The sequence below is a fragment of the Clostridium sp. DSM 8431 genome, assembly GCF_900116755.1.
In the GTDB taxonomy this organism is placed as follows: Bacteria; Bacillota; Clostridia; order Clostridiales; family Clostridiaceae; genus Clostridium.
The window spans coordinates 22037-46824 of the sequence record NZ_FPBY01000001.1 but is presented as its reverse complement, the minus strand read 5'-3'; the positions used below and the strand labels follow the sequence as shown (position 1 = coordinate 46824).

Annotated in this window: 25 protein-coding genes; 1 reads left to right on the top strand and 24 read right to left on the bottom strand. The window is 28.9% G+C overall.

Annotated features, from left to right (window positions below; genetic code table 11):
- Positions 1 to 108 precede the first annotated feature (108 nt).
- From BM384_RS00220 to ychF, 17 genes are all read right to left on the bottom strand, one after another.
- Positions 109 to 720: a DivIVA domain-containing protein gene (locus BM384_RS00220; protein WP_090009316.1), complete on the bottom strand. Its 612-nt coding sequence runs from the start codon at positions 718 to 720 to the stop codon at positions 109 to 111.
- 14 nt (positions 721 to 734) lie between these two features.
- The gene (locus BM384_RS00215; RefSeq protein WP_090009312.1) at positions 735 to 1502 is read right to left on the bottom strand and encodes a YlmH family RNA-binding protein; all 768 of its coding nucleotides are present in this window, start codon (positions 1500 to 1502) and stop codon (positions 735 to 737) included.
- Between the two features lie 5 nt (positions 1503 to 1507).
- On the bottom strand, positions 1508 to 1765 hold the full coding sequence (locus BM384_RS00210; protein WP_090009309.1) for a YggT family protein: 258 nt from the start codon (positions 1763 to 1765) through the stop codon (positions 1508 to 1510).
- 5 nt (positions 1766 to 1770) lie between these two features.
- Positions 1771 to 2223, bottom strand: a complete 453-nt coding sequence (gene sepF, locus BM384_RS00205; RefSeq protein WP_090009306.1) for a cell division protein SepF — start codon at positions 2221 to 2223, stop codon at positions 1771 to 1773.
- Positions 2216 to 2896 (bottom strand): YggS family pyridoxal phosphate-dependent enzyme, encoded by a 681-nt coding sequence (locus tag BM384_RS00200; protein WP_090009302.1) that lies wholly within the window; start codon positions 2894 to 2896, stop codon positions 2216 to 2218. The genes sepF and BM384_RS00200 overlap by 8 nt, the downstream gene beginning before the upstream one ends.
- Before the next feature lie 97 nt (positions 2897 to 2993).
- Positions 2994 to 3725: a DUF881 domain-containing protein gene (locus tag BM384_RS00195; protein WP_090009299.1), complete on the bottom strand. Its 732-nt coding sequence runs from the start codon at positions 3723 to 3725 to the stop codon at positions 2994 to 2996.
- Between the two features lie 9 nt (positions 3726 to 3734).
- Positions 3735 to 4076, bottom strand: coding sequence for a small basic family protein (locus BM384_RS00190; RefSeq protein ID WP_090009296.1), 342 nt, complete (start codon positions 4074 to 4076; stop codon positions 3735 to 3737).
- 12 nt (positions 4077 to 4088) lie between these two features.
- Positions 4089 to 4820: a DUF881 domain-containing protein gene (locus BM384_RS00185; protein ID WP_090009293.1), complete on the bottom strand. Its 732-nt coding sequence runs from the start codon at positions 4818 to 4820 to the stop codon at positions 4089 to 4091.
- Positions 4821 to 4840: 20 nt separating this feature from the next.
- Complete coding sequence (locus BM384_RS00180; RefSeq protein WP_175537233.1) at positions 4841 to 5587, bottom strand: cell division protein FtsQ/DivIB; 747 nt, start codon at positions 5585 to 5587, stop codon at positions 4841 to 4843.
- Positions 5588 to 5703: 116 nt separating this feature from the next.
- A complete protein-coding gene (spoVE, locus tag BM384_RS00175; RefSeq protein WP_090009288.1) occupies positions 5704 to 6816 on the bottom strand; it encodes a stage V sporulation protein E in 1113 nt (370 codons plus the stop codon).
- A 24-nt stretch (positions 6817 to 6840) separates the two neighbouring features.
- Complete coding sequence (mraY, locus tag BM384_RS00170; RefSeq protein ID WP_090009285.1) at positions 6841 to 7803, bottom strand: phospho-N-acetylmuramoyl-pentapeptide-transferase; 963 nt, start codon at positions 7801 to 7803, stop codon at positions 6841 to 6843.
- A gap of 48 nt (positions 7804 to 7851) precedes the next feature.
- Complete coding sequence (gene murF / locus BM384_RS00165; RefSeq protein ID WP_090009282.1) at positions 7852 to 9201, bottom strand: UDP-N-acetylmuramoyl-tripeptide--D-alanyl-D-alanine ligase; 1350 nt, start codon at positions 9199 to 9201, stop codon at positions 7852 to 7854.
- 89 nt (positions 9202 to 9290) lie between these two features.
- Positions 9291 to 10748, bottom strand: a complete 1458-nt coding sequence (locus tag BM384_RS00160) for a UDP-N-acetylmuramoyl-L-alanyl-D-glutamate--2,6-diaminopimelate ligase (RefSeq protein ID WP_090009278.1) — start codon at positions 10746 to 10748, stop codon at positions 9291 to 9293.
- A gap of 30 nt (positions 10749 to 10778) precedes the next feature.
- Entirely contained in the window at positions 10779 to 12986 is a 2208-nt protein-coding gene (locus BM384_RS00155) for a stage V sporulation protein D (RefSeq protein ID WP_090009275.1), read from the bottom strand.
- Positions 12987 to 13030: 44 nt separating this feature from the next.
- On the bottom strand, positions 13031 to 13522 hold the full coding sequence (locus BM384_RS00150; protein WP_090009272.1) for a hypothetical protein: 492 nt from the start codon (positions 13520 to 13522) through the stop codon (positions 13031 to 13033).
- A 34-nt stretch (positions 13523 to 13556) separates the two neighbouring features.
- A complete protein-coding gene (rsmH, locus tag BM384_RS00145) occupies positions 13557 to 14489 on the bottom strand; it encodes a 16S rRNA (cytosine(1402)-N(4))-methyltransferase RsmH (protein WP_090009270.1) in 933 nt (310 codons plus the stop codon).
- A gap of 533 nt (positions 14490 to 15022) precedes the next feature.
- The gene (ychF, locus tag BM384_RS00140) at positions 15023 to 16120 is read right to left on the bottom strand and encodes a redox-regulated ATPase YchF (RefSeq protein WP_090009267.1); all 1098 of its coding nucleotides are present in this window, start codon (positions 16118 to 16120) and stop codon (positions 15023 to 15025) included.
- A 311-nt stretch (positions 16121 to 16431) separates the two neighbouring features.
- On the opposite strand from ychF, the gene pdaA reads away from it, so the two are divergent.
- Positions 16432 to 17223, top strand: a complete 792-nt coding sequence (gene pdaA / locus BM384_RS00135) for a delta-lactam-biosynthetic de-N-acetylase (protein WP_090009264.1) — start codon at positions 16432 to 16434, stop codon at positions 17221 to 17223.
- A 59-nt stretch (positions 17224 to 17282) separates the two neighbouring features.
- Here the strand turns inward: pdaA and BM384_RS00130 are convergent, their stop codons facing one another.
- The 7 genes from BM384_RS00130 to BM384_RS00100 all read right to left on the bottom strand — a co-directional run bounded on the left by BM384_RS00130 (position 17283) and on the right by BM384_RS00100 (position 24726).
- On the bottom strand, positions 17283 to 17933 hold the full coding sequence (locus tag BM384_RS00130; protein ID WP_090009261.1) for a cyclodeaminase/cyclohydrolase family protein: 651 nt from the start codon (positions 17931 to 17933) through the stop codon (positions 17283 to 17285).
- Between the two features lie 26 nt (positions 17934 to 17959).
- Positions 17960 to 18877, bottom strand: a complete 918-nt coding sequence (locus BM384_RS00125; RefSeq protein ID WP_242945916.1) for an AEC family transporter — start codon at positions 18875 to 18877, stop codon at positions 17960 to 17962.
- A gap of 72 nt (positions 18878 to 18949) precedes the next feature.
- Positions 18950 to 20083, bottom strand: a complete 1134-nt coding sequence (locus BM384_RS00120) for a glycosyltransferase (RefSeq protein WP_090009258.1) — start codon at positions 20081 to 20083, stop codon at positions 18950 to 18952.
- A gap of 3 nt (positions 20084 to 20086) precedes the next feature.
- Positions 20087 to 21367: a glycosyltransferase gene (locus BM384_RS00115; protein ID WP_090009256.1), complete on the bottom strand. Its 1281-nt coding sequence runs from the start codon at positions 21365 to 21367 to the stop codon at positions 20087 to 20089.
- A 10-nt stretch (positions 21368 to 21377) separates the two neighbouring features.
- Positions 21378 to 22904: a murein biosynthesis integral membrane protein MurJ gene (gene murJ / locus BM384_RS00110; RefSeq protein ID WP_090009253.1), complete on the bottom strand. Its 1527-nt coding sequence runs from the start codon at positions 22902 to 22904 to the stop codon at positions 21378 to 21380.
- A 10-nt stretch (positions 22905 to 22914) separates the two neighbouring features.
- Complete coding sequence (locus BM384_RS00105) at positions 22915 to 23625, bottom strand: WecB/TagA/CpsF family glycosyltransferase (RefSeq protein ID WP_090009250.1); 711 nt, start codon at positions 23623 to 23625, stop codon at positions 22915 to 22917.
- Positions 23626 to 23637: 12 nt separating this feature from the next.
- Positions 23638 to 24726, bottom strand: a complete 1089-nt coding sequence (locus BM384_RS00100; protein ID WP_090009247.1) for a tetratricopeptide repeat protein — start codon at positions 24724 to 24726, stop codon at positions 23638 to 23640.
- Positions 24727 to 24788: the final 62 nt, after the last annotated feature.

Sequence of the window (24788 nt, the reverse complement as noted above, 5' to 3'; positions counted from 1 at the left end):
CATAACATTATAATATAAGAAAACCTATTTCTCAATTTAATTTTCCTAATAAAATTAAGCATTAAAAAATACTGTAGATATTAATCTACAGTATTTTCATCTTTTTCATTATTCTTCATCAGTATTTGCAAAGAAACTTTTTATCTCATCCATATCACTGATTTCTTTAGATTCTTCTTTTTCAAAAGTAACTATACTTTCCTCATTTAGTTCTATATCTTTACACTCAACTTCTTCTTCAATTGGTGCTGAAATACTATAATTTTTATTAAAATCTTTTTCTAAATCTTCGAAAGTTTCTAATTGTGTAGTTATAAAGTTTCTATATTTTGCTCTAAACTTTATAAATTCTTGTTTTACTTTATCAAATTCAGCATTTATTCCTATTACATCATTATGAGCTTTATCTAATATTTTTTGAGCAGTTTCATTTGCATTTTTTATAATCATTTCTGCTTCTTTTTGAGAAGAAGTTTTTGCCTGCTCAGCTGCATTTTGAGCTAATACTAAAGTATTTTGTATTGTACTTTCTATCTTTGAATAATGCTCAATCTTATCTGTTGCTGCTGTAAGTCTTTCTTTAAGTTTTACATTGTCTTTATATAATTCTTCATAACTATCTACTATCTCATCTAAGAACTCATCAACTTCTTCTGGTAGATAACCTCTTAAACCTCTTTTAAATTCTTTATTATTAATATCCATTGGTGTAAGTTTCATAAGTTTCACCTCTACTATGTATATTTTTTTATTAACACCTTAAATTTTCCACTCTTACTATTCCCAATTACATCACTTAAAATGAATTTTCCAATCCCTCTTATGGTTATTCTAGAACCTACCTCAATCTTTGAAGACTTACTATTAAGTGTAGAATAATCAATAAGTACTTTACCTTCATCTATCATGCTTTGAGCTTTTCCTCTAGATAATTTTGCAAGCTTTGCTACTATAGAATCAAGTCTTAAGGTTTGAACTAAAATAACAATTTCCTCAAAATTGAATGAAGGCGGATCAAAATCTTTAGAAACACACTCAACCTTACATGGTGATTTTCCTATAAATGTTAAATTATTCAATATAAAATCTTTAATTTCTTCACATACAGGAAAATAACACTCATTATCTCTAACTAATAAATCTCCTACCTTTTCTCTTTTTATACCTAATCCTAATAATGCCCCAAGATAATCTCTATGTTCTATCTTATTAAACTTAGATAAGTTTGTAACTTTAATTACTTCATAAGGAAAAGGAATATTGTATACATTATTAAATGAAATCATCCTTCTTTCAGATTCTTTAAAAAAACCATCTGAAGCTATACAAAAGCCACTTTCTTTAAGATTTTTCTCAAAAAACATCCATATATTAGGTGAGTAAAAACAATTGCCAAAGAGAGGTATATCCCTCTCTCTAGCCATGCTATATTTTTCATATAAATTAGTTACTTCTGCTTTATCATTATCCCCAAAGAACTTTAACACATCTATCTTTTTCATAATTTTTAAAGAAGTACATATATCAATCTTCGCACTAGCTCTAAAGCCATAAATGCAAAAATTGGTGATATATCTACTGGAATATTTCCTAAGAATTTATATTGAAGTTGTCTAAAGGGTTCAAGTATTGGATTTGTAATAGTTCTTATTATACTCATTATTTCATTACTACCTGGTAAAACCCAAGATAATAAACATTCAATCATTATCAAAAATTCAACTACATTAACTAATGAGGAAATAAGTCTTGGAATTAATCCCATACTAACTATTTACTCCAACTAAAAGCTTTTGAACTCAATTCATTCTTTAAATCATTACTAACTTCAACATTTGAAGGGGCTAATAAATAAACTCCTTTTTCAACTTCTTGTAGTTCTCCGCATAAAGCATAGCATGAACCACTAATAAAATCTAATAATCTTTGGGCTATTCTGTTTTCTAAAGCAGTTGTATTTACTACTACTATTTTCTTATCTTTTAAAGCATCACTAATTTCTGTAGCTTGTTCGTAAGCTAATGGTTTTACTACAGTTACCTTTGGAGATACTGCAGTATGAAGATTAACTACTTTTGCATTTCTCTTATTACCTTGAATTACAGGTTCTATTCCTACTTCTTCTTCTTCTTCTTCTTGAATATCATCGTTTTCGTATTCTTCGTAATCTTCATATTCTCCTAATCCTAAAGCTGATTTTACTTTTGCTAATACATTACTCATTTTCTTTTCCTCCTAAATTATACATTCTTTTTCCAAATATACCTTCCCCAACTCTAATTAATGTAGAGCCTTCTTCTACTGCTATCTTATAGTCATGGGTCATTCCCATTGATAGCACATCCATACTTATGTTGTTGAAATTTCTTGATTTTAAGTTATCAAAAATTTCTTTTGTCTTTTTAAAGTATGTACGATTCTCAGAATCATTTCCCTTAGGTATGATAACCATAATCCCCTTTGCTTTGACATACTTACATTTTTCAATTTCAGAAATAATTTCTTCTAAATCCTCAATAAATATGCCACTTTTACTTTCCTCTCTACCTATATTAATTTGAATTAATACATTTGCAATTTCATTACTTTTCCCAAATTCTTTTTCTATCTTTTGTAACAATTTAATACTAGAAAGCGAATGAATTAAATGAACCTTCCCAACTAAATATTTAACTTTATTAGTTTGCAATGTTCCAATAAAATGCCATCTAACATCTTTATGAAATATATTTTCTTTTTCCATCATCTCCTGAACTTTATTTTCTCCAAAATCTCTCATTCCCGCCTGATATGCTTCTTCTAAGTATTCTAGCGGTTTAGTTTTAGATACTGCCAAAAGTGTTACTGAATCTGGTAATTCCTTCTTTATTAATTTTATATTTTCACTTATACTCATATATTTCTTGCCCCCTGGGTTAAGTAATCTACTTATTATTATTATTCTTCATAAATATAAAATTTCCTTCATAAAAGAAAGATAAATTTTATATTTATCAATTATTTTTTATAAATTCCTTAGCATACTTCATTTCTCTTGTAGTAGAAGCTTTCATAACAATATTTTCTTTAACTTCTAACTCAACTGAAAGTCCTCTAATTTGTAGTCTTTTCAAGTAGCTTCCATCCTCTAACATCAAACTTTTCATAGTTTCAGCATCTCCAATAGCGTATATATTAAAAGGTGCCGAAACCATATCTGAATCTTCAAACTCTAAAAAAGCATACTTACAAGTTAATGCAGATAAAGGAGTAAACCTATGTTCATTTATTGAAATAGCTTCTGCACCTACAGATTTCAGCTCATTTAAAATTGCAAACATATCTGCATCATGAAGAGTTTTTCTAAGTAAGTCCTGCTGAGAATCTAAATCATTGTCAAATACTCCATCATTAACTATAATAACGATTCCTTCTCCAGATACTTCATCAAAACCAGTCATCATATTAAGCTGTTCTAATTCAGATTTCATGTCCTCAACAACTTTTTCACTATTAACACCTTCATTAGTATACTTTTCAATTTTTTCTTGTGCCTTAGCATTATCTGACTTTAAGCTTCCAATTTCCTTCAATAACTTATTCTTTTTTTCAATTGCATCTTGATACTGTGCTGTATTTAGTTTTAAGGAATCATTAAAACCTTGAAAGCTAAATTTTCCTGCAATTAAAAAACCTAAAGATACTGTTAAAATAAAAATAATAGTTTTTGATCCTATATTTTTCATTTAAATACCTCAATGTCTAAACTTTAATTTTTCTATAAGTATTCTTCTGATAATAGCAAAGTTATCAAAAATTCTTCCTCCAAAAACAATTACAGCTGCTATATATATAGGTATACCAAGTTTATCTCCAAGATAAGCTAATCCTGCAGCTAATAATGCATTTCCAAAAAAACCAGATATAAAGATATTAGCCTGAAAATTTTTAGATAAGTTTGCCTTAATAGCTCCAAATACTGAATCAAGACATGCTAAGATTGCTACTGACATATATGGTAAAAACTTCTCTGGTATATTTACATCTAATATAAACCCTAATATTATTCCTAATAATAATCCAATTCCTGCTACCATAGCTATCCTCCTTTACTCTACAACCGGAGTAATATAATCACTTTTTAATGTCTGAGTTGTTTTATCAATTTGTAATTCATCTACAAGTTTAACATCTACATCATAATTTGCAAGTGTCCCTGTAGTTAAATTATAATCTGATTGAAATCTAACCCCAACATTAAGTTTAGTTTTATCTCCAATAGCTTCAATAACAATCTTTTCTTTAGGGCTTACCTTTCCTGCTGAACCTATCCATAAATAATTATTAGATGTTTTAATACCCGTTTGTGGAGTTATTCTATAATCATTTACTGAAATAGCTTCTGCCTTTGAAAACCATAATAAATTAATTATATTTATAAGTTCTCTTTCATCTAAATTAGTGCTTATATCACTTGTTGAACCAGAACCAAATATGTTAGTTTTAGGTGTAATAGTTATTATAATACCTGGACCTTCAACATCTACTAATCCAAGTTGCATTCTAGCTGTATCAAGCTGCTTTTTTATTTCCTTTTCTATTTCACCTTCCTCCGAAGCACTTTCTTCGATTTTTTTCACTTCTTCAGTCAACTTTGCATTGGTACTTGCAAGTTCTTCTTTTTCCTTTTTCAAACTTTCTATTTCATCTAATATATTGGAATTACTATAATCACCATTTTGACTATCGTTTTTTGCCAATACTTTAAATTGGTATGCTAGTAAGAAACCTAGTATGGCACATACCAATGCTACTGTAACTTGTGATACCACTTTTTTCATTCCTTAATATTCCTCCTAGTTTATTCAAAATCAGGCGAACCAGTAAAATTTACTTTAATATAGTTTTTCACGCCACACTGATCATAAATTAAAGCTGCTGTTTTAATTTTTTTTATAGTATCTTCATCATTTCCAAGATAGACTTCTACATTATTAAAGTAACACTTTATATCTGATAAATTAGAAATATCTACTTTCGTAATTTTTACATCATCAAAATTTTCATTTAAAAATTCTTGAGCATTATATATATTGTTTAAGAATTCTTTTTCTCTTGTTGAAGTACTTATATCTTCTCCTATTCCCCTACCTAAAAAGTCTACTCCTACAATTTCAATCATATTATCGCTTTTTATTGTACTGGTATTTTCAATATATATCATCCCACTGCTTAATATATTATACATGCTTCCATCTTTTTGATAAAATAGTCCTGTTTTTTCTGTCACAGAAATATTTATAGATGATGGATAAATCTTTTTCATTTTTACTTCGCTAATATAATAATTATCTGCAAATATGCTATTTAATTTTTTATCTGTTAAAAACACAAGATTCAAGCCTTTTAAGGATTCAGCTTTTTCTTCAACGTAATCTTTAACAAGTAGATTTTCACTTGTAATTTCAACATCTTTTATTTTAAAAATATCTGTATATGTAATTACAATTATTCCACTAAAAATTAAAAAAATACATAATAATATTATCCTTTTTATTTTTCTATTTTTTCGTGCCTTTCTTATATATACATTGTTTGTATTTGCCATAACCATCCCTATCCCTTTTTTATCATATTATGCTATGAATATAATAACACTTAATTATTCTAATTTCATTACAAAATTAAAAAAATCACTGCTTTTGCAGTGATTTTTTAATATTTTCAACTTTTCTTTTGTCTAGATATATTTAATAGCACACCCATAGCTGACATAGTAATTAATAGTGATGTACCACCATAACTAATAAAAGGTAATGGAACTCCTGTTACTGGCATAGAACCAGTTACAACTGCTATATTTATTATTGTCTGTACCGCAATAACAGAAGTAATACCTAATGCAAGAAGCATTCCATAAGTATCTCTCGCATTAAGAGCTACCTTTATTCCTCTCCAAATAAGGACTCCAAAAACACAAAGTATGGCAAGACATCCAACTAAACCAAGCTCTTCTCCTATTATAGAAAAAATAAAATCATTATGAGGCTCAGGCATATATAATGTCTTCTGTCTTGACTGCCCAAGCCCAAGCCCTAATAGTCCACCTGCTCCTAAGGCATAAAAAGACTGAACTAACTGATATCCATTTCCTGAAGCATCCTTCCATGGATTAATAAAGTTTAACATTCTTTTTCTTCTATATGTTGGTATAAGTGCAAAAGCAAGGGCTGCTGATAAAAGCACTGGGAAAACATATCCAAATAAGTGTTTTATTCTTCCTCCTGCTGAAAAAAGCATGATAAAAGAAACTATCATTATAAGTGAAGCTATACTTAAATTCTTTTGTGCAAGAACTAAACCTGCATAAAATCCTGCCACAGCAATATCAGGTACTATCTCTTTCCAAAAGTCCTTTATTTTATCGCCTCTCTCAGATAGCCTTTTAGCTAAATAAAGTACTACAACATATTTAGCAAGTTCTGAGGGCTGAAAAGTCAAAGAACCTATCTTTATCCATCTTTGTGCCCCATTTGTTGCAGGGAAAAAATACACCGCTAAAAGCAAGGGTATTGTTACAATCATTAGTATGCGTGTTACTTTTTTTAATTTATGATAATCAAAATTCATAAATAGTATCATAGTACCAATTCCAAGTAGGGCTATAAAAGCTTGCTTAGTTAAAAAGTAAGAACTGTTTTTATATCTAAACATAGCATAATAGGAACTAGCTGAATATACCATAACTATTCCTACTGAAAGTAAAATAAGCACTGAATAAAAAACTCCATAATCCATACTGCCTAATTTTTTCTTTACTTTAACAAGTCTTCCCATTTATAAATCCTCCATTGATATTACTTATAGAGAGACAAAACCAATAACGCACAAGATAAATGTAATAATAGAGAATACTGAAACTATCTTTACTTCTGACCAACCACATTGTTCAAAATGATGATGTATAGGTGACATCTTAAATACTCTTTTTCCTGTTAGTTTAAAAGAAGTAACCTGAATAATTACAGATAATGTTTCCATTACATATATTCCACCTACTATTATTATTAAAAATGGTGATTTTAAAACAAGCATTAAAGTTGCTAGTGCACCTCCTAACGCAAGGGATCCTGTGTCCCCCATAAACACCTTAGCTGGGAACGCATTAAATCTTAAAAATCCTAATAAAGCACCAATTAATCCTACTGTAAATACAGTTACACTTACCATATCTACTTTATAAGAAAATATAGCTATAAATGTTAACACTAAAATTGTTACTGATGTAGCTAACCCATCTAATCCATCTGTTAAATTAACTGCATTAGTTACAGCCGCATAATAAATTATTACAAAAGGTATATAAAGAATACCCATATTCCATTTAAAATCTATAAATGGTATTGAAACTGAAGTGCCAAGTACCTTATAACAATAAACAGCTACTGCAATAGAAAATAGTATTTGAAGTATAAACTTTTGTTTTGCTGTTAAGCCTTCATTTTCTTTATGAATTATTTTTAATAAATCATCTAAAAAACCTATTAGTCCGAAAGCAAGTGTTGCATATAAAACTACCATAGCCTTATCTGTAAGACTATATCTCATACACACCATAACAATACATATTGATGCTAAAAATATAAGTCCTCCTATAGTTGGTGTACCTGCTTTCTTTAAATGGCTTTTAGGGCCTTCTTTTCTTATGTTTTGACCAAACTTCAATTTATGAAGAAGTGGTATTATTATAGGTCCAAGTATTAGCGATGCCACTAAACCTATGATAAATGCTAATAATATTTTGTTCGTTAATATGTCCCCCATAAAATATTCTGTCTTAACTTCAAGACAGTTACCTCCTAACTGTAATTCTTACTTTACTAATTCTTCAACAATTTCTTCAAATTTTGCTCCTCTAGAAGCCTTAACTAAGATAACATCACCTTCGCTTATTATATTAGATAAATTTTGAATAAGCTCTTGCTTTGTTTCATATGTGAAAATATTTTGATCTCCATATCCAAGTTTATAGTCTTCTATAAATTCACCACATGTAATCAATATATCCGCTTTGTTTTTTGCATATTCTCCTACTAATTTATGAGCTTTTTTAGATTCATCTCCAAGCTCTCTCATAGTACCTAAAATAGCTATTTTTCTTTTTCCTCTTCTAGCTTTTAGTACATCTAAAGCTGCTTTCATAGAATCAGGACTTGCATTATAGCAGTCATTAATAACTGTATATCCATTTGTTTCTTTAAATTCAAGTCTCATAGATGTAGCTTCTATTTTCTTTAAGCCTTCTATCATTTCTTCATAAGTTACACCTAATTCCTTTGAAGCAGCTATTCCTAGTAATGAATTTAATATATTATGAGCTCCTACCATTGGAAGCACAAAAGTATATTCTTTACCATTATCCTTAATTTTAAAAGATGTAGAATCTTCTTTTAATACTGGATCATAAGCTCTAATCATATTATTGTCATCATAACCAGTTTTTATAACTTTAAATGATGTTTCTTTTATGCCTTTTAAAAATTCATCTTCTCCATTTACTATAAGCACATTCTTATCAGTAAAGTAATTTGTTATTTCCATTTTAGCTTTTAATATATTTTCTTGAGTTTTTAAATTTTCAATATGAGATAAACCAATATTAGTTATCATAGCAATATCTGGTCTAGCGCAATTAGCTAAAGTATCTATTTCTCCTAAATTGCTCATACCCATTTCTAAAACAGCAACATCTATACTTGAGTCCATACTTAATATCATAAGAGGAAGTCCTATATGATTATTGAAATTCCCTTTAGTTTTGAAAACTTTATATTTTCCTTGCAAAAATGCTGCCACTAAATCTTTTGTTGATGTTTTTCCTGTTGAACCAGTTATTCCAACAACTTTTACATTTAGTTTTTCTCTGTAATACTTTGCTAAGTTTAATAATGCATCATATGTATTATCTACTTTTATTACATTTCCCTTAACTTCATTTTCATCAAAACATACTTCATCAACTATTGCAATTGACGCACCTTTTTCCATTGCAGTTTTAACATATTTATTACCATTAAAATTATCACCTTTTAACGCTAAAAATACGTTATTCTTTTCAATCTTTCTAGTATCTGTACAAATACTATTAAAATCCTTATTACTGTTTTCAACTATTAATTTTCCATTAACAGCTTCAACTAATTCATTAAAAGTTAATTCCACCTAAATTCACCTATTTTCATTTTTTATATCAATAATATGTGGAATATTACTAGCATATGTAATATTCCACATCCATTATCATTATTATTTTATCTGTTTTTTAGTATATCGTCTACTACTTCTCTTTCATCAAAATGAATCTTTCCAGTGTTTAAGATTTGATAATCTTCATGACCTTTTCCTGCTATTACTATAACATCTCCAGCCTTAGCTATTTCTATAGCTCTCTTTATAGCATCTTTTCTATTTTCAATAACTTCATAGTTATCTTTATCAATACCTTCTACAACATCAGCTATTATGCTAGCAGGATTTTCTGTTCTTGGATTATCTGAAGTTATAATAGCTATATCACATAGTTCACTTCCTATTTTACCCATTTGAGGTCTCTTAACCTTATCTCTATCTCCTCCACATCCAAATACAGATATTAATCTGTTTTCAGTAAAGCCTCTAGCTGTTTTTAAGATATTATCAAGACCATCTGGAGTATGAGCATAATCAACTATTATAGTGAATGGAAGATTATATTTACGTCCAACCATTTCACATCTTCCTAAAACAACAACTTTTTCTATTCCCTTCTTTATACTGTCTAAAGAAATTCCTAATTTATAAAGAGTTGCAATTGCACCTAAGGAATTGTAAATATTAAATTCTCCTGGCATACCAACTATAAAGTCTTCTGTTTTTCCATCTATATCAAGTTTAAAAGCAATATGTCTGCTTCCACACTTTTCATCATATGCCTTAAAGTCACTATCTTCCTTAATTGATACTGTTACTATATTGTCTTTTCCAAGGCTCTTTAAATCTCTTACAACATCTTTTCCATAATTATCATCTATATTTACTACGGCTAATTTAGAGTTTTCAAATAACTTAAATTTTGCTTTATAGTAATTCTCAAAAGTTTTATGGAAATCTAAATGGTCTCTAGTTATGTTTGTGAATATACCTGCTTCAAATTCTATATCATACACTCTATCTAAAGCTAATGAATGTGATGATACCTCCATTACACAATATTCACATCCCTTATCAACCATCTCAGAGAATAATTTTTGTAATTCAAAAGATTCAGGTGTAGTTCTTTCTGTTGGAAGTTTTTCATCCCCAATATAATTAGCAATTGTTCCAACTAACCCAACTTTTTTACCTTCTTTTTCAAGAATAGTCTTTAACATAAATGTTGTAGTAGTCTTTCCATTTGTACCTGTAACACCAATTATTTTCATCTTTTTAGATGGGTTACCATAAAAATTGCTTCCTACTCTAGCTAACGCCTTTCTAGAATCTTGAACCTTTATAATTATGACATCTTTTTTGGAAACTTCTACTAAATCTTCACATAAAATTGCACAAGCCCCTTTTTCTGATGCACTTTCAGCATACTTATGTCCATCTGTAGCATAACCTTTTATACATACAAAAAGATCATTTTCACTAACATTTCTGCTATCATACTCTACTTTATTAACTTCAGCATTATCATCACCTTGTATAATTTCATAATCCAATCCTTTTAATAATTCACTTAAAATCATACTATCACCTCAATTTTTTCTTTACTAGAACTAATCTTCAATTGTTGTTTTTAATTCTAGTTTTATTGTTGTTCCATTTGTTATTACTTCACCTGCAGGAACGCTTTGATTATTTACCACTCCACTACCTGCTAATGTATATTTAAGACCTAAAGCATTTAAAAGCTCTTTTGCAGATTCTTCTGAATATCCGCTTAAGTCTGGCATAACAATACTATTTGTGCTTCCACCATCATCATTTGTATATAGACTTACCTTTGCACCTTCTTTTACTGTATATCCTGGATATGGTTTCATTGTTTTAATAATTCCATTTTGATCTCCTGATATATCAGCTTCAAGTCCTGCATCAGTTAATACTTTTTTAGCTGCATCAACCTTCATTCCTCTTACTTCAGGTATAACAATTTCTTTATTTAAAGCAGCTGCATTTTCATTATTAAAGCTACTTTCCATATAGTTAAATATATTAGTAAATAAGCCTTTAGCATATGGAGCTGCAACCTGTCCTGCATAATATTGATCAGCACCTGGTTCATCAACTGTTATCATAACAGTTACTTTAGGATTATCAATTGGAGCCATTCCAACAAAACTTGAAATATACTTTCCTTGAGCATATCCAGTTCCATCATCCTTAATCTTTTGAGCTGTTCCTGTTTTACCACCTATATGATATCCTTCAATAAATGTACTTGCTCCAGAACCATTAGTTACAACTCTTTCAAGATATTCTCTAAGAATTGCTGACTTTTCTGAACTAGCTACTGTTCTAGTTGTTGGAGTAAATGTAGTATCTATTATTTCAGTACCATTACTATCTTCATGAGTTACTTCCTTCATTACATGTGGTTGAATCCAAGTACCTCCATTTGCTATAGCATTAAATGCTGCCATATATTGAACAGAGTTTACTGTATTAGTTTGACCAAAAGAAATAGTAGCTAAATCTGTTTCTGATATATTATCTACTGATTTTACTATACCTTTTGCCTCTCCTGGAAGATCTATTCCAGAAAGCTGACCAAAGCCAAACTTCTTAATATATTCTGTAAGTTTTTCTTTACCTATTTTTTCTCCTAATTCCATAAAGCCAACATTACATGAATTTTGAACTATATCTCCAAGATGCTGTACTCCATGACCTCCAGACTTCCAACACTTTATTGTTCTATTACCAAATTTAAGACTTCCATTACATACAAATGTATCATCATCTGAAACTACCCCTTCTTCCATTGCAGTAATAGCTGTAACAACCTTAAATATGGAACCTGGTTCAAATGTATCACTTACAAGTCTGTTTCTCCACATCTTCTGAAGCTTTTCTCCATCTGTTGCACCTTCAAAAGCTTCTATTCCTGAGTATGGATTATTAGGATCAAAATCTGGTTTATTTGCCATAGCCAAAATTTCTCCTGTATTAGGATCCATAACTAAAACAGATACTGCTTTTGCCTTTTGTTCTGTAAGTGCTTGCTTAGCAGTGCTTTCAGCAAAATATTGAATATTTTCATCAATAGTAAGTGTAACATCTTTACCATCTACAGGTTCTGTATACTGAGATATTGTATAAGGTAAATCTCTATCTGAAGAATCAAGTTCAGTTATTTTAACTCCTGGAGTTCCTGATAAAATATCATTATATTTTAATTCTACTCCAGTTAACCCTTGACCATCAATATTAGTAGATCCTAGTACATGAGCTAAGAATGTGCCATCTGGATAATATCTCTTTGTATCAGCAGAAACAATAATACCATTTACATTTAATGCTGATATATTATCTGCAGCTTCTTTTTCAATCCTTCTTATAAGCGTTGCAGACCCTGCATCCTTTCCACTTGGAAGTTTTGTTTCAAGCTTCTTTTGAACATCTTCTGCATTCATATCTACAAAGGGAGCTATAGCTTCTGCTAATTCTTTAGTAGTTTTATATTTAGCATTTTCCCCTTTTAAGTAATCTCTTATAGAATTAAGATCAAAATCAACTCTATAAACATTAGCTGAAACTGCTAATTCAACTCCATTTCCATCTAGAATCCTTCCCCTTTTCGCATCTATAGAAACTTCACTTGTCCATTGTTCTTCTGCCATAGCTGAATACTCTTTTTGCTTTACTATCATTATATATGACAACCTTAAGGAAAGAATAAAAATTAATGCCAGTAAACCAATACACGCTTGACTAATTCTTTTTTTTACTTTTGCAACATCATGATATACTTTCTTTTTCAACCTTAATCCTCCATCATTATTTCTTTTACAAAACTTTGGATGCGTTATTTACTAAACGCATCCATTATCTTTGAAAATACTGTTTTTTGTTTTTCGTCAGCACTATTATTTTCCTCTTCAAAATAATTACTTGGAACTTCTATCTGTGTTGTATTATCTTTTGTAGCAATGCTCATCCCTAGCTTGCTTTCTGCATTAGTTTTTATACTATCTAGCGAACTCATCTTTAAAAGGTCTATTCTAAGCGCTTCATTATTATCTGTAACTACACGTATCTCATTATTAATTGATGCTAATTCTCTCTGTTTTTGATATACTTTAGTATCTTGATGAACTATAAAGAAACCACCAAAAAATATTACAGCTGCTATTTGTAAACATGCCATTCTAGTTTTACGTTGCTTCTCATGCTGTCTTTTTTGTTTATTCCTTTTAGCACGTTCTAATTCTTTTTGTTTTTTATTACTCTCTTTACTTTTTCTTGTAGGCTTTACTACCGTATTACCTTTTACATAATCAAACTCTTTTACTATCATACTATTCACACCCCAGACACTTTATAACTTCCCTTTAAATTCTTTCTAAAACCCTTAACTTAGCACTTCTACTTCTTGGATTTTCCTCCACTTCTTCTTTAGTTGGTTCAATAGCTTTTCTACTTATTAATTTAACTGTAGGTTTTTTCCCGCATACACATATAGGAAAATCCTTTGGACATGTACATGGATCTGCTAATTCTCTAAACTTTAACTTTACTATTCTATCTTCTAAAGAATGGAATGTTATGATAGCCATTCTTCCCCCTTTATTTAATCTTCCTACACCATCTTCAATAGCTTTATTTAATATTTTAAGTTCACTATTTACTTCTATTCTTATAGCTTGAAAAGTTCTTTTTGCAGGATGTGGACCTTCTCTCCTAGCTTTTGCTGGTATTGCATCTTTAATTATTTCTACTAATTCTAAAGTAGTTTCAATAGGTTTTTCTTCTCTTCTCTCTACAATAAAATTAGCTATTCTCCTTGCAAATTTTTCTTCCCCATAATCTTTAATTACTCTAAATAGTTCGTCTATTGAATATTTATTTACAACTTCATAAGCTGAAAAATCATTATCTCTATTCATTCTCATATCTAAATGTGCATCTTGCATATAGCTAAATCCTCTTTCACCTTCATCTAATTGATATGAGGATACTCCAAGGTCCATCAATATACCATCTACTTTTTCGATTTGTAATTCTTCTAATATGCTGTCTATATTATAAAAATTACTATGAACAAACTTTACGTTCTTATAGTCTTTTAATCTTTCTTTTGCTGCCTTTAAAGCATCTGTATCCTGATCAATCCCTATAAGCATTCCCTTTTCACTTAACCTTTTTAATATATGTGAAGAATGTCCTGCACCTCCTAAAGTGCAATCCACATAAATTCCGTCCTCTTTAATGTCTAGATTATCTAAACATTCATTTAATAATACTGAAACGTGTTTAAATTCCATCTTTTTAACTCCTTATTTATTACCAGTTCTGTCATGTTTTCTACTATCTTCTCATAATTTACATTTGAATTATTGTACTGATGCTACTTCTTGCATTTTAAATTTAAAATCTAAATAAAATGCTTATTCTTACTATTTCCTTTTCAATGCCTGCATATTCTTTTAAATTTTCAGGTAGCATCACTTTCCATTCACTTATGAATACATATAGACATCTATGGAGACCTTTGTAATTACCATATCATCTTCAAGTTCTTATCTTAATTTAGATGGAACTATATTACTTTTTATATTTAAGGCATATTTACATTTATTTAATAGTATAAAAATACTCTCCTATTATATACTTTATATCTATTTCAACGTACTTTCAACCATTAACCATTATATTTACTAGTAATTATTCGTTATATTTTAAAAAATTCCTTCTTTTTTATTATTTTTATATAAAATATTGAAATTATTAATTTAAAGCATAAAAAAATATCAGGAAATTTTTAAAATCCCCTAATATTTTTAAACACATATATTTATTATACATTAAATCTGAAGTTAACTATATCTCCATCTTGCATAACATATTCTTTACCTTCAAGTCTGTATAAACCTTTTTCTTTTGCCTTTGCTTCTGAACCACATTCAACTAAAGCATCATAGCTTACAACTTCAGCTCTTATAAATCCTCTTTCTATATCAGAGTGAATTTTACCTGCTGCCTCTGGAGCTTTTGTACCCTTCTTTATTGTCCAAGCTCTAACTTCTTGAACTCCAGCAGTTAAGAAACTCATTAATCCTAAAAGCTTATAAGAAGCTTGTATAAGCTTATCTAATCCAGATTCATCAAGACCATATTCTTTTAACATTTCTTCTTTTTCTTCATCTTCAAGACCTGATAAGTCTTCTTCAAGTTTAGCACATACAACTATTGTCTCTGAATTTTCTTTTTCAGCATATTCCTTAACTTTCTTAACATAATCGTTACTTGGATCTCCGCTCATTATATCATCTTCTGAAACATTACATGCATAAAGTACAGGTTTGTATGTAATTAAGAAAAGACTCTTAACAAATGGAATTTCATCTTCAGTAAATTCTAAAGATCTTGCTGGAAGGTTATTTTCAAGCTGAGCCTTAATCCTTTCCATTATTTCCATTTCTTTTTTAGCTGTCTTATCACCTGATCTTGCAAGTTTTACAGTTTTTTCTATTCTTCTATCTAGTAATTCAAGATCTGAGAATATAAGCTCAAGATTTATAGTTTCTATATCTCTTATTGGATCTACAGAACCATCAACGTGAACAACATTTCCATCATCGAAACATCTTACAACGTGTACTATAGAGTTAACTTCTCTTATGTTAGCTAAGAATTTGTTTCCTAAACCTTCTCCTTTAGAAGCTCCCTTTACTAAACCTGCTATATCATAAAATTCTATAGCAGCATAAACTTTTTTCTTTGTATTATATATTCCTTCTAATACATCTAATCTTTTATCTGGCACTGAAACTACTCCTACATTTGGTTCAATAGTACAAAATGGGTAGTTAGCTGATTCAGCTCCTGCCTTTGTTATAGCATTAAACAAAGTACTTTTACCTACGTTTGGTAAACCTACAATTCCTAATTTCATTAACGTACATTCCCTTCTAATTAAAATACCTCAAAAATGGTTTAAAAGCATTAACATAGATGTAATTACTCTAAAGTCAGCTTTTAAACCACTTATCTTTGTATGTATCTCTAAACCTATTTAAATTAAATATAATTTCTGTCTACATCATAATACTAATTATATTTATTTTCAGCATAAATTTCAATACCCAAAACTTCACCATTTTCTCATGTACTTCTACATTTATTTACCACACATTTTAATATGCACACTGGAAAAAATATTTACGAATAAATTAAACAAATAAATAATAGAAAGGTGACTATAATATGAGAAAAAATAAATTATTATCAGTAGCAATTTCTGCATTTTTATTATGTATTATTCCTATAGAATATTTTCCAAAATCTATAACTATTTCTGATAGTTCTGAGCTTAATTGGTACTATGCTCCTACTGAAGAAAAGAATGCAATACCTGACCCTCCAAAAGAAAGTTCATCCTTCTTAGAAGAAAATGATGCCTATTTTCTCGGAGATACATCTTCCAAAACACTTTACTTAACTTTTGATGAAGGCTATGAAAAAGGATATACTGGGAAAATTTTAGATATATTAAAGACCACAGAGGTACCAGCAGCCTTCTTTGTAGTAAAACCTTATATAGAAGGGGAACCAGAACTAATTAATAGAATGGTTTCTGAAGGACATCTTGTATGTAATCATACAAGCCACCATCCTTCCATGGCTTCTATTCATGATAATGAAAAATTTAAAAGCGAACTTATTGAAGTAGAGAATGCCTTTAAAGATTTAACTGGTGAGGAAATGCCAAAATTCTTTAGACCTCCAATGGGCAAATATTCAAAAGATTCCTTAGAAAAAACAAAAAGTCTAGGTTATAAAACTATTTTTTGGAGTTTTGCTTATAAAGACTGGATCACGGAAGAGCAACCATCAGAAAGCTATGCAATAGAGAAAATAGAAAGCAAGGTTCACCCTGGTGCAATAATTCTCCTTCATGCAGTATCTGAAACTAACACTAATGTTTTAGAAAAAGTTATTAAAGATTTGAAGGAACAAGGATATGAATTTAAATCTCTAAACGAACTTCCTGAATAGTTCTTCTGAGGAATAAAGAATATGCATCTGAAAAATTTTCTTCAGATGCATATTTTTAATTACTTTTCTGGGTATATAACTTCATTAACCTTTTTCATTATAGAATCTTTTCTCTTTAAAGAATTACTTTCTATATCCTTGATTTCTTTTTCAATATCCTTTGCATACTTTTTATCTCTTAAAGAGTTTAAATTTACTTTAACATTAATAATTGAAGTTTCTATAGCTGCATGTAATAAACAAGCTGCACATCCAGCATCTGATAATAACATTTTATTTCCATGCTCTACAGCTATATCAATATTATCATAAAACTTATAACATTCTCTTGTTAAATCAAGAGGTGCTTTCATAGCTTTTAGTGTTCCCTGCATAATAGCCATACTTCTCTTTTTTTTATCTTCTTCACTATCTTTTTTTAATTTATAGCAGTCCATTAATTCATTAAAGTATTTTCTATCAAGTTCCATAAGTTTAACTGAATTTTTAACAAACTTATTGCTAGCCTCTTTAAAATCAAGTACAAGTTTTTTTGTATCAGGATCTTTTGCTTCAAAGCTCTTTTTATTTACAGTTAAAGAATACACCATAGAATTAAGACTTCCTGATAGTGCAGCCACAAGTCCAGAAACACTGCCACCTCCTGGAGATGGTAAATCTGATGATAACTCCATTAAAAATTCTCCAACTTTATATTCATTAAATTCCATACTAATCTACCCTTTCTAAAATTACATTATGAAATAATATTTAATACTAAAGGAAATGTTACTATTGATAATAAGGTAGTAACAAAAATAATTATAGCTGCAAAACTGCTGTCCTTATCTAAATTTTCAGCCATTATTGAAGCCATAGTGCCAGCTGGCATTGCCTGCAGAATTATTATTGTTTTCATCAATATACTATCATCCTTTATAACCTTTGCAATAACAAAAATACCAAGTGGTATTACTATTAATCTTATTAAACTTTCGTAATATACGATCCAGTCTTTAAATGCATCCTTAATATTAATCTTAGTTAATATACACCCTATTATTATCATAGAAAGAGGAGTTGTCATATTACCAACTGTTGTAATACTTTTTGAAAAAAAACTTGGAAGTGAAATATTAAATAACATCATAGGAAGTCCTATATAAACCGCTACTATTCCTGGATTAACTACGATTTTCTTTAGAGATTTCTTATCTAGTTTATCTGAATATAATGCCACTCCATAGCTCCAAACGAAAATATTAAAAAATAAATTAAATATAGATGTATAAACCACTCCTTCAGCCCCATAAATACTATCTATAATAGGAAAACCAATAAAACCACAATTAGAAAATACATTTGCAAATTGAAGCACCTTTTTCTTTTCTTTATCTTTTATAGGAATTAAGAATATATATGATATTATGCCTGCAACTATAAAAAAAATAAAGCTATATAAAAAAGCTTTTACAATATTACTTTTCATAGAACTATCAAATTCTACTGAAAAAGAAGATATTATTAGCAAAGGAAGTGTGATATTTATTAATATGGTATTTAATCCTTTTTGTATATCATAATTAATAAATCTTCTTTTAACACCATATACACCTGCTAATATTATTAAGAATAAAGATACTACATTTCCCATTACCTCTCCAATTTCTACCAATTCACCACTACCCTTCGTATAAATTTCACTTTTTATTATAATATAAAAAAAGGGGGTTATACCACCCTTCTTTTACAATTTATTATATATATCTTCTATTTTTTGGACAATTACGTCTTCATTATAGTTATTTATACACATTTCTCTAATTAAGGTCTTATCATAACTATTAATATTATGAACAAATTCTTTTAATCCCTTAACTAATTCTTTGTGATTTTTATTTTCTACTAGTATCCCATTATAATCCCTTATTATATCTTCAGCCCCTCCATTTTTAGTTCCAAGAACAGGCTTTCCAAGAGCCATAGCTTCTATATATACAACTCCAAAGGTCTCATGTTCTGAGGCTAGTACAAATCCATCACAATTATTAATTTCAGATACAACCTCTTCTCTAGATAACATTCCTAAAAGTTCAACTTTAGATTCTAAATTCAGCTCCTTTATTAAAGCTTCTAATTCATGTCGCTTTTCACCATCTCCACCTATCTTCAAGGTAACATTCTCATCTTTAAATGCTTCATTAAAGGCTTTTATCAAGGCTTCCATTCCTTTGCCTTCAACTAAATAAGCTAGTGAAAATAACTTAACACCTTCATGTTTTTCTGTTTCTTTAACTTTAAACTTTGAAAAATCAACAAGATTATGAATCACTTCAATATTATTATCTGTATAATTTTCAAGTTCTTTTTTAAGACCATTTCCAACAGTTATTAATTTATCAGCAGAGTCATAAGCTTCTTTAATATACTTATAATAGCTATCCTTTACATATACACTGTTTTTTAAAGAACTATGTTCTGTTAAAACAAAAGGTATATTATATTTCTTAGCTACAAAGGCAGCTGATATGCCTCCCCAAAAAGCTGAATGGGCATGGATTACATCTACTTTTCCTTCTTTTTTTACTATTTCTAGATAAAGCTTTTCCATTCTCTTATTAAAAAACTTAAACATATTATGATTTTTAGGAAGATAATTATAATCTTTATATCTATAAGTTCTAAGTCCATCTTCCACTTGAAAACTTAATCCTCTTTTTTCTCTAACCCTTCCAAGTCTTGTAATAGGCCATATTTCATTATATGCTACTGTTACCTTTTCTCCACTTTTTTGAAGAGCTAAGAATTGTTCTTTAAAGAAACTTCCATGTACTTTATTTTGTGGATTTGCATACCATGAAGGTACAACCATTATATGCATATTCTACACCTCTAAAATTTTATTTAATCTTTCTACAATACTATTCCATTCAAAACTATAATCAGGTTCTCCTAAAAGTTCCTGCTTATCTTTATTTAATAACTTTAAAAGATTATTTTTTATATCCTCTTTATTATTTAAAGAATTAATACATCTTTCATGATTTTCTGTAAGCTTTCTTATAGGATCATTTTCATCTCCATATATTACAAATACCTTTCCTTTTGCACCAAAATACTCATATATCTTAGCTGGTATCTGTTTAGAATTTTTATTTCCAAAAAGTAAAAGCACTTCAGAATTTAGCATATACTTAATAGCTTCATTAAATGGAATTCTTTTGGAAACAGTAGCTATAGATAAGTTAGATAGCCTTTCTTTAGCTTCTGCATCATCTATATTTCCAAAGAATAATATATTCATCTTTTCATATTTATCAGGATACTTAATCTTTATTTCTTCTACTGCTTCAATAAAAGGTCTTATATTTCTAAGTTTAGAGAATATTTCTCCTGCATAAATTATGTTAATCTTATCCTCTTCAATTAAATCTGGTTTCTTCTCTTTTTTCATTTCTTCAAAAAATCTTTTATCAAACCCTCTTGTAATTATAAAAGATTTATCTTCTTCAATTCCGTAGCTTTTAATATAGTCTTGTCTATTATCTTCTGTAACAAAAATAAATTTATCAGCTGATTTAACAATATTTTTTTCCATATTACTTTCTATAGTTTTCTTAACTATATTGGAATTTTCTCTAGTTGAATCCTTAAGCCAAGGATCACTCCAATAAGTTATCCATGGTACATTCTTAAATTCCTTTTTTATTTTTAAAGCACATAAATGTGATGAAGGAGGCTCATGCATAGAAAATATTACATCAAACTTTTCTTTTTTCATAAGTTCTATTCCAAACTCTCCAGCTGTTTTTGACCAATGATAATACATATCTGGAATAACAACTGCATTCTTTATACTTCTTAAAAGTTTCATTTTCTTAACATTTCCGCTTGTCTCTGGTACTTTCTCATTACTTTCCTTAGGTTTTCTTGGAACAAGCTTATTAAAGAGTTTTCCCCCTTCAATTAAATGTACTTTAACTTCTTTATTAATCATTTTACTTAATGCTTCATCATAATAAATAGAGTCCTTAGGAAAATCTACAGTAAGTAAATGTACTTCATTACCCTTCATTTCACTTAACTTATTTAAATACTGTAAAGTTTCTATGGCTGCTGAATTATTTATAAATGGTGAATAACATGCAATAAATAATATTTTCATCTTATCCTCCTTATACCTTTATCTTCTTTCTTACTGTTTCAATAACTTCTCTAGCTTCTGATAATCTTAATAAATATATACATAGGAAATAAATAACTGCTGCTACACTTCCACCAATTATAAGTTGAAGAATATTATTTAAGTTTATACATTTATAATAAATAAAAATAACTACTAAAGCCATTATTGCACTTGAAATTAAAATCTTTAAAGCTTTAAGTGACATGCTCTTTATCTCAAGCTTTCCTTGCAGCTTAGTAACTGATTTAAGAAGAAGTATAGATGTTACAATCATAGCAATTGAAGATGCTAAAGACACACCCATAATTCCTATTTTCTTTGATAAAATAACACTTAAAATTATATTTACTATAACTCCTATAACTCCATTTAATGCAGCGATCTTAGTTTTTCCCATAGAAAACAATGTTGAATTTAAAACATCTCTTATACCTGTAAATAATATTCCTAAACTATAACCTAAAAGTGCTGTTCCACCTAGAACTTTAGCTTCTTCACTATATTTAAAGTATGCAATACGCACTACCTTTTCTGAATAAATTGCAGTTCCTATGGAAATAGGAATTAAAAATATAGCAAGATATATAATTGTTTTAGAAAGAATTTGTATAAATTCTTCATGTTTTCCTTCATTTATTCTATTAGCTAACAAAGGATATATTACATTTGAAATAGATGTGGTAACTGCTGTATTTATAAAGGTTATTAAAAGCTGAGCATTATCTAATACAGTAACAACTCCACTTCCAAGTCCACTTGCAATTTTTTTATCCACTATCATATTTATTGAATTAGCACCTGCCCCTACAATTACAGGCAAGATTATTATTACTATTTTATGAACTTCTTCATCCTTAATATTAATAAAGAATCTATATCTATATCCATTCTTTCTTAAAGAAGGAATTTGAGCTAACACCTTAAATGAATTTCCTATTACATTAGCTACTGTTAGACCATATACATTAAAGTCTTTAAATATTAATAAATATAGAATTATTGGTAAATTAAAAAATAGTCCTAGTATTGAAGGTATAATGAAATCTTCATGTACCTGTAATAATGCTATAAAACAAGCATTAATAACTAAAAATAAAAGGTTAACTAAAGTAATTCTTGTAAGATTTGTAGCTATCCTTATAGTTTCAGGACTTGTTTTTGCTCCATCTGTTAATATAGCAACTATTTTTTCTGGCATAAAACTAGATATCAAAAATATTACCAAGGAAATAATTAGCAAAATATTTATAACGTTATTAGCAAACTTATGCATTTCATCAGTATCTTTTTTAACTTTTATTCTACTAAGTAAAGGAAGGAATGCTGTAGATATAGCAAGGCCCACTATAACAAATATAGTATCTGGTATAGATGCAGCTATTTTATAAGCATCTGTATAGTCTGTAGCACCAAACTTATAAGCTATTAACAAATCACGTCCAAAGCCAATAAACTTAGTTATTAAAGCCATGAACATAACAATAATTGTTGATTTAACAATACTACTCTTTTTCATCTAAAGCCACCTATTTTTTACTTATAAAAACCTTCCACAAGAACTTTGGTATAGCTCCTAGCCTTTTTATTCTCCATGGTTCAAGAGCAACTCTATAAAGCCATTCAAGACCTAATTTTATCATCCATTTAGGAGCTCTTTTTATATTACCAGAGAATACATCAAAGCTTCCCCCAACTCCCATGTATATTTTACAGTCTGTATTATTTATTATTTTATCAATAAATCTTTCTTGTCTTGGAGACCCCATGGCAACAAAAATTGCCCAGGGTTTCTTATTTTTAACATCTTCAATAATATCATCACAATTATCTAAATCAAAAAATCCATTATGTGATCCAACTATATTAAGTTTTGGAATTTCCTTTTTAAGATTTTTTATACACTTATTTAGAACCTCTTCTTCTGCTCCTAATAAATATATACTTTTACCTTCCTTAGCAGATTCCTGTAATATTTCTTTCATAATTTCAATGCCAGCTATTTTTTCTTTAACTGGGTTTTTAACTATTTTCGAAGCTAAAACAGTACCTACTCCATCTGGAATAATAATTGAATATTCCTCGTTAAAGTTTTTATTTAGCTTTTCATCATTAAGTCCATTATATAAAACCTCAGGATTTCCAGAAATTATGTTTACTTTATCTCTTTTTAAAATCTCTTTTAAGAACTCATCTTTAGTTTTGTTATATACTTTATAACCTAATATTTCTGTATACATAAGCTCTCCTCTTTATTTTATAAACATTCTATCTATCTGCTGTACTATTTCATCTTCTGGATTTAATTTTTTAGCTATATCTAAGTGAAGTTTAGCATTTTCTTCATCACCTAAATTTAAATAGCACATTACTATATTTGTACACATTTCTACATCCCTAGAAGCTTCAAAGCCTTTCTTAAAGTATTTTAGTGCCTGTTCATAATCTCCTAAGCATGCATAGTTGATTCCTAGTTCATTTACTATTTCTAATATACCAGAATCTTTTTCAAGACCATCATTTAAGTAAACTATAGCTTTTTCATAGTTTTCGAGTTTTCTGTAACCAACTGCAATATAATAATAAATTAGAGGATTGCTTTCAAACTGATCTAAAAGTCCTAAAAGTGTACCTATTGACTTTTCTGGCTTTTCATCAAGCATTTCTATTGCTTTTTCATAAGCTGTAACATTATCAATATCCTTCATCATAGCCTTTATATCATCAGTTACTTCTCCGCCTTTATTTACATATTCATTTATTTCTACCTTTGCCCCAGCAAAATCATCTTTAGCTCTTAATACTATTGCTTTATAAAGATAAGGATCTGGCATATTTATAAATTCTTTTTTACCTTCTTCAATATCTTCTAATAATATTTCTGCAAAAGCACTATCATCTTCTCTTAAAGTTTCGCCAACTAGTAAAAGCTTTTTATAATATTCTTCATCTCCAGTTGCTGTATATAATCCTTTAACTAAAAGGTAAGCTTCTACAAGTTCATGTTCTTTTACTCTACTGGCAACTAAAGTCTTACCACAGTCTTCGCTTTCCTTTAAATTATTTAATATTATTATGTAATCTTCACTATAACTCAAATTGCTGTCTGCACCAAGAGCCATAAGCATACCTTCAATAAAATAGTATATTGGTAGATTCTTTATTTTTAATTCATCTTCCACATTACTAGTAATGTATTTAGAGCTTATAGGAAGATATAAATCCTTTGTTTTTAACTTTACAGCCTCAGGAATACTAGTACTTCTCTTAAAGCCTTCCCAATTGATTTCTAAAAATAATAATTTACCTAATTTTTCTTTAAATACTGCTTTATAATCCATTGTGCACCGCCTGTTTCTTTTAATATCTTCTTATACATTATACCCTAAAAAACGAAAAATGC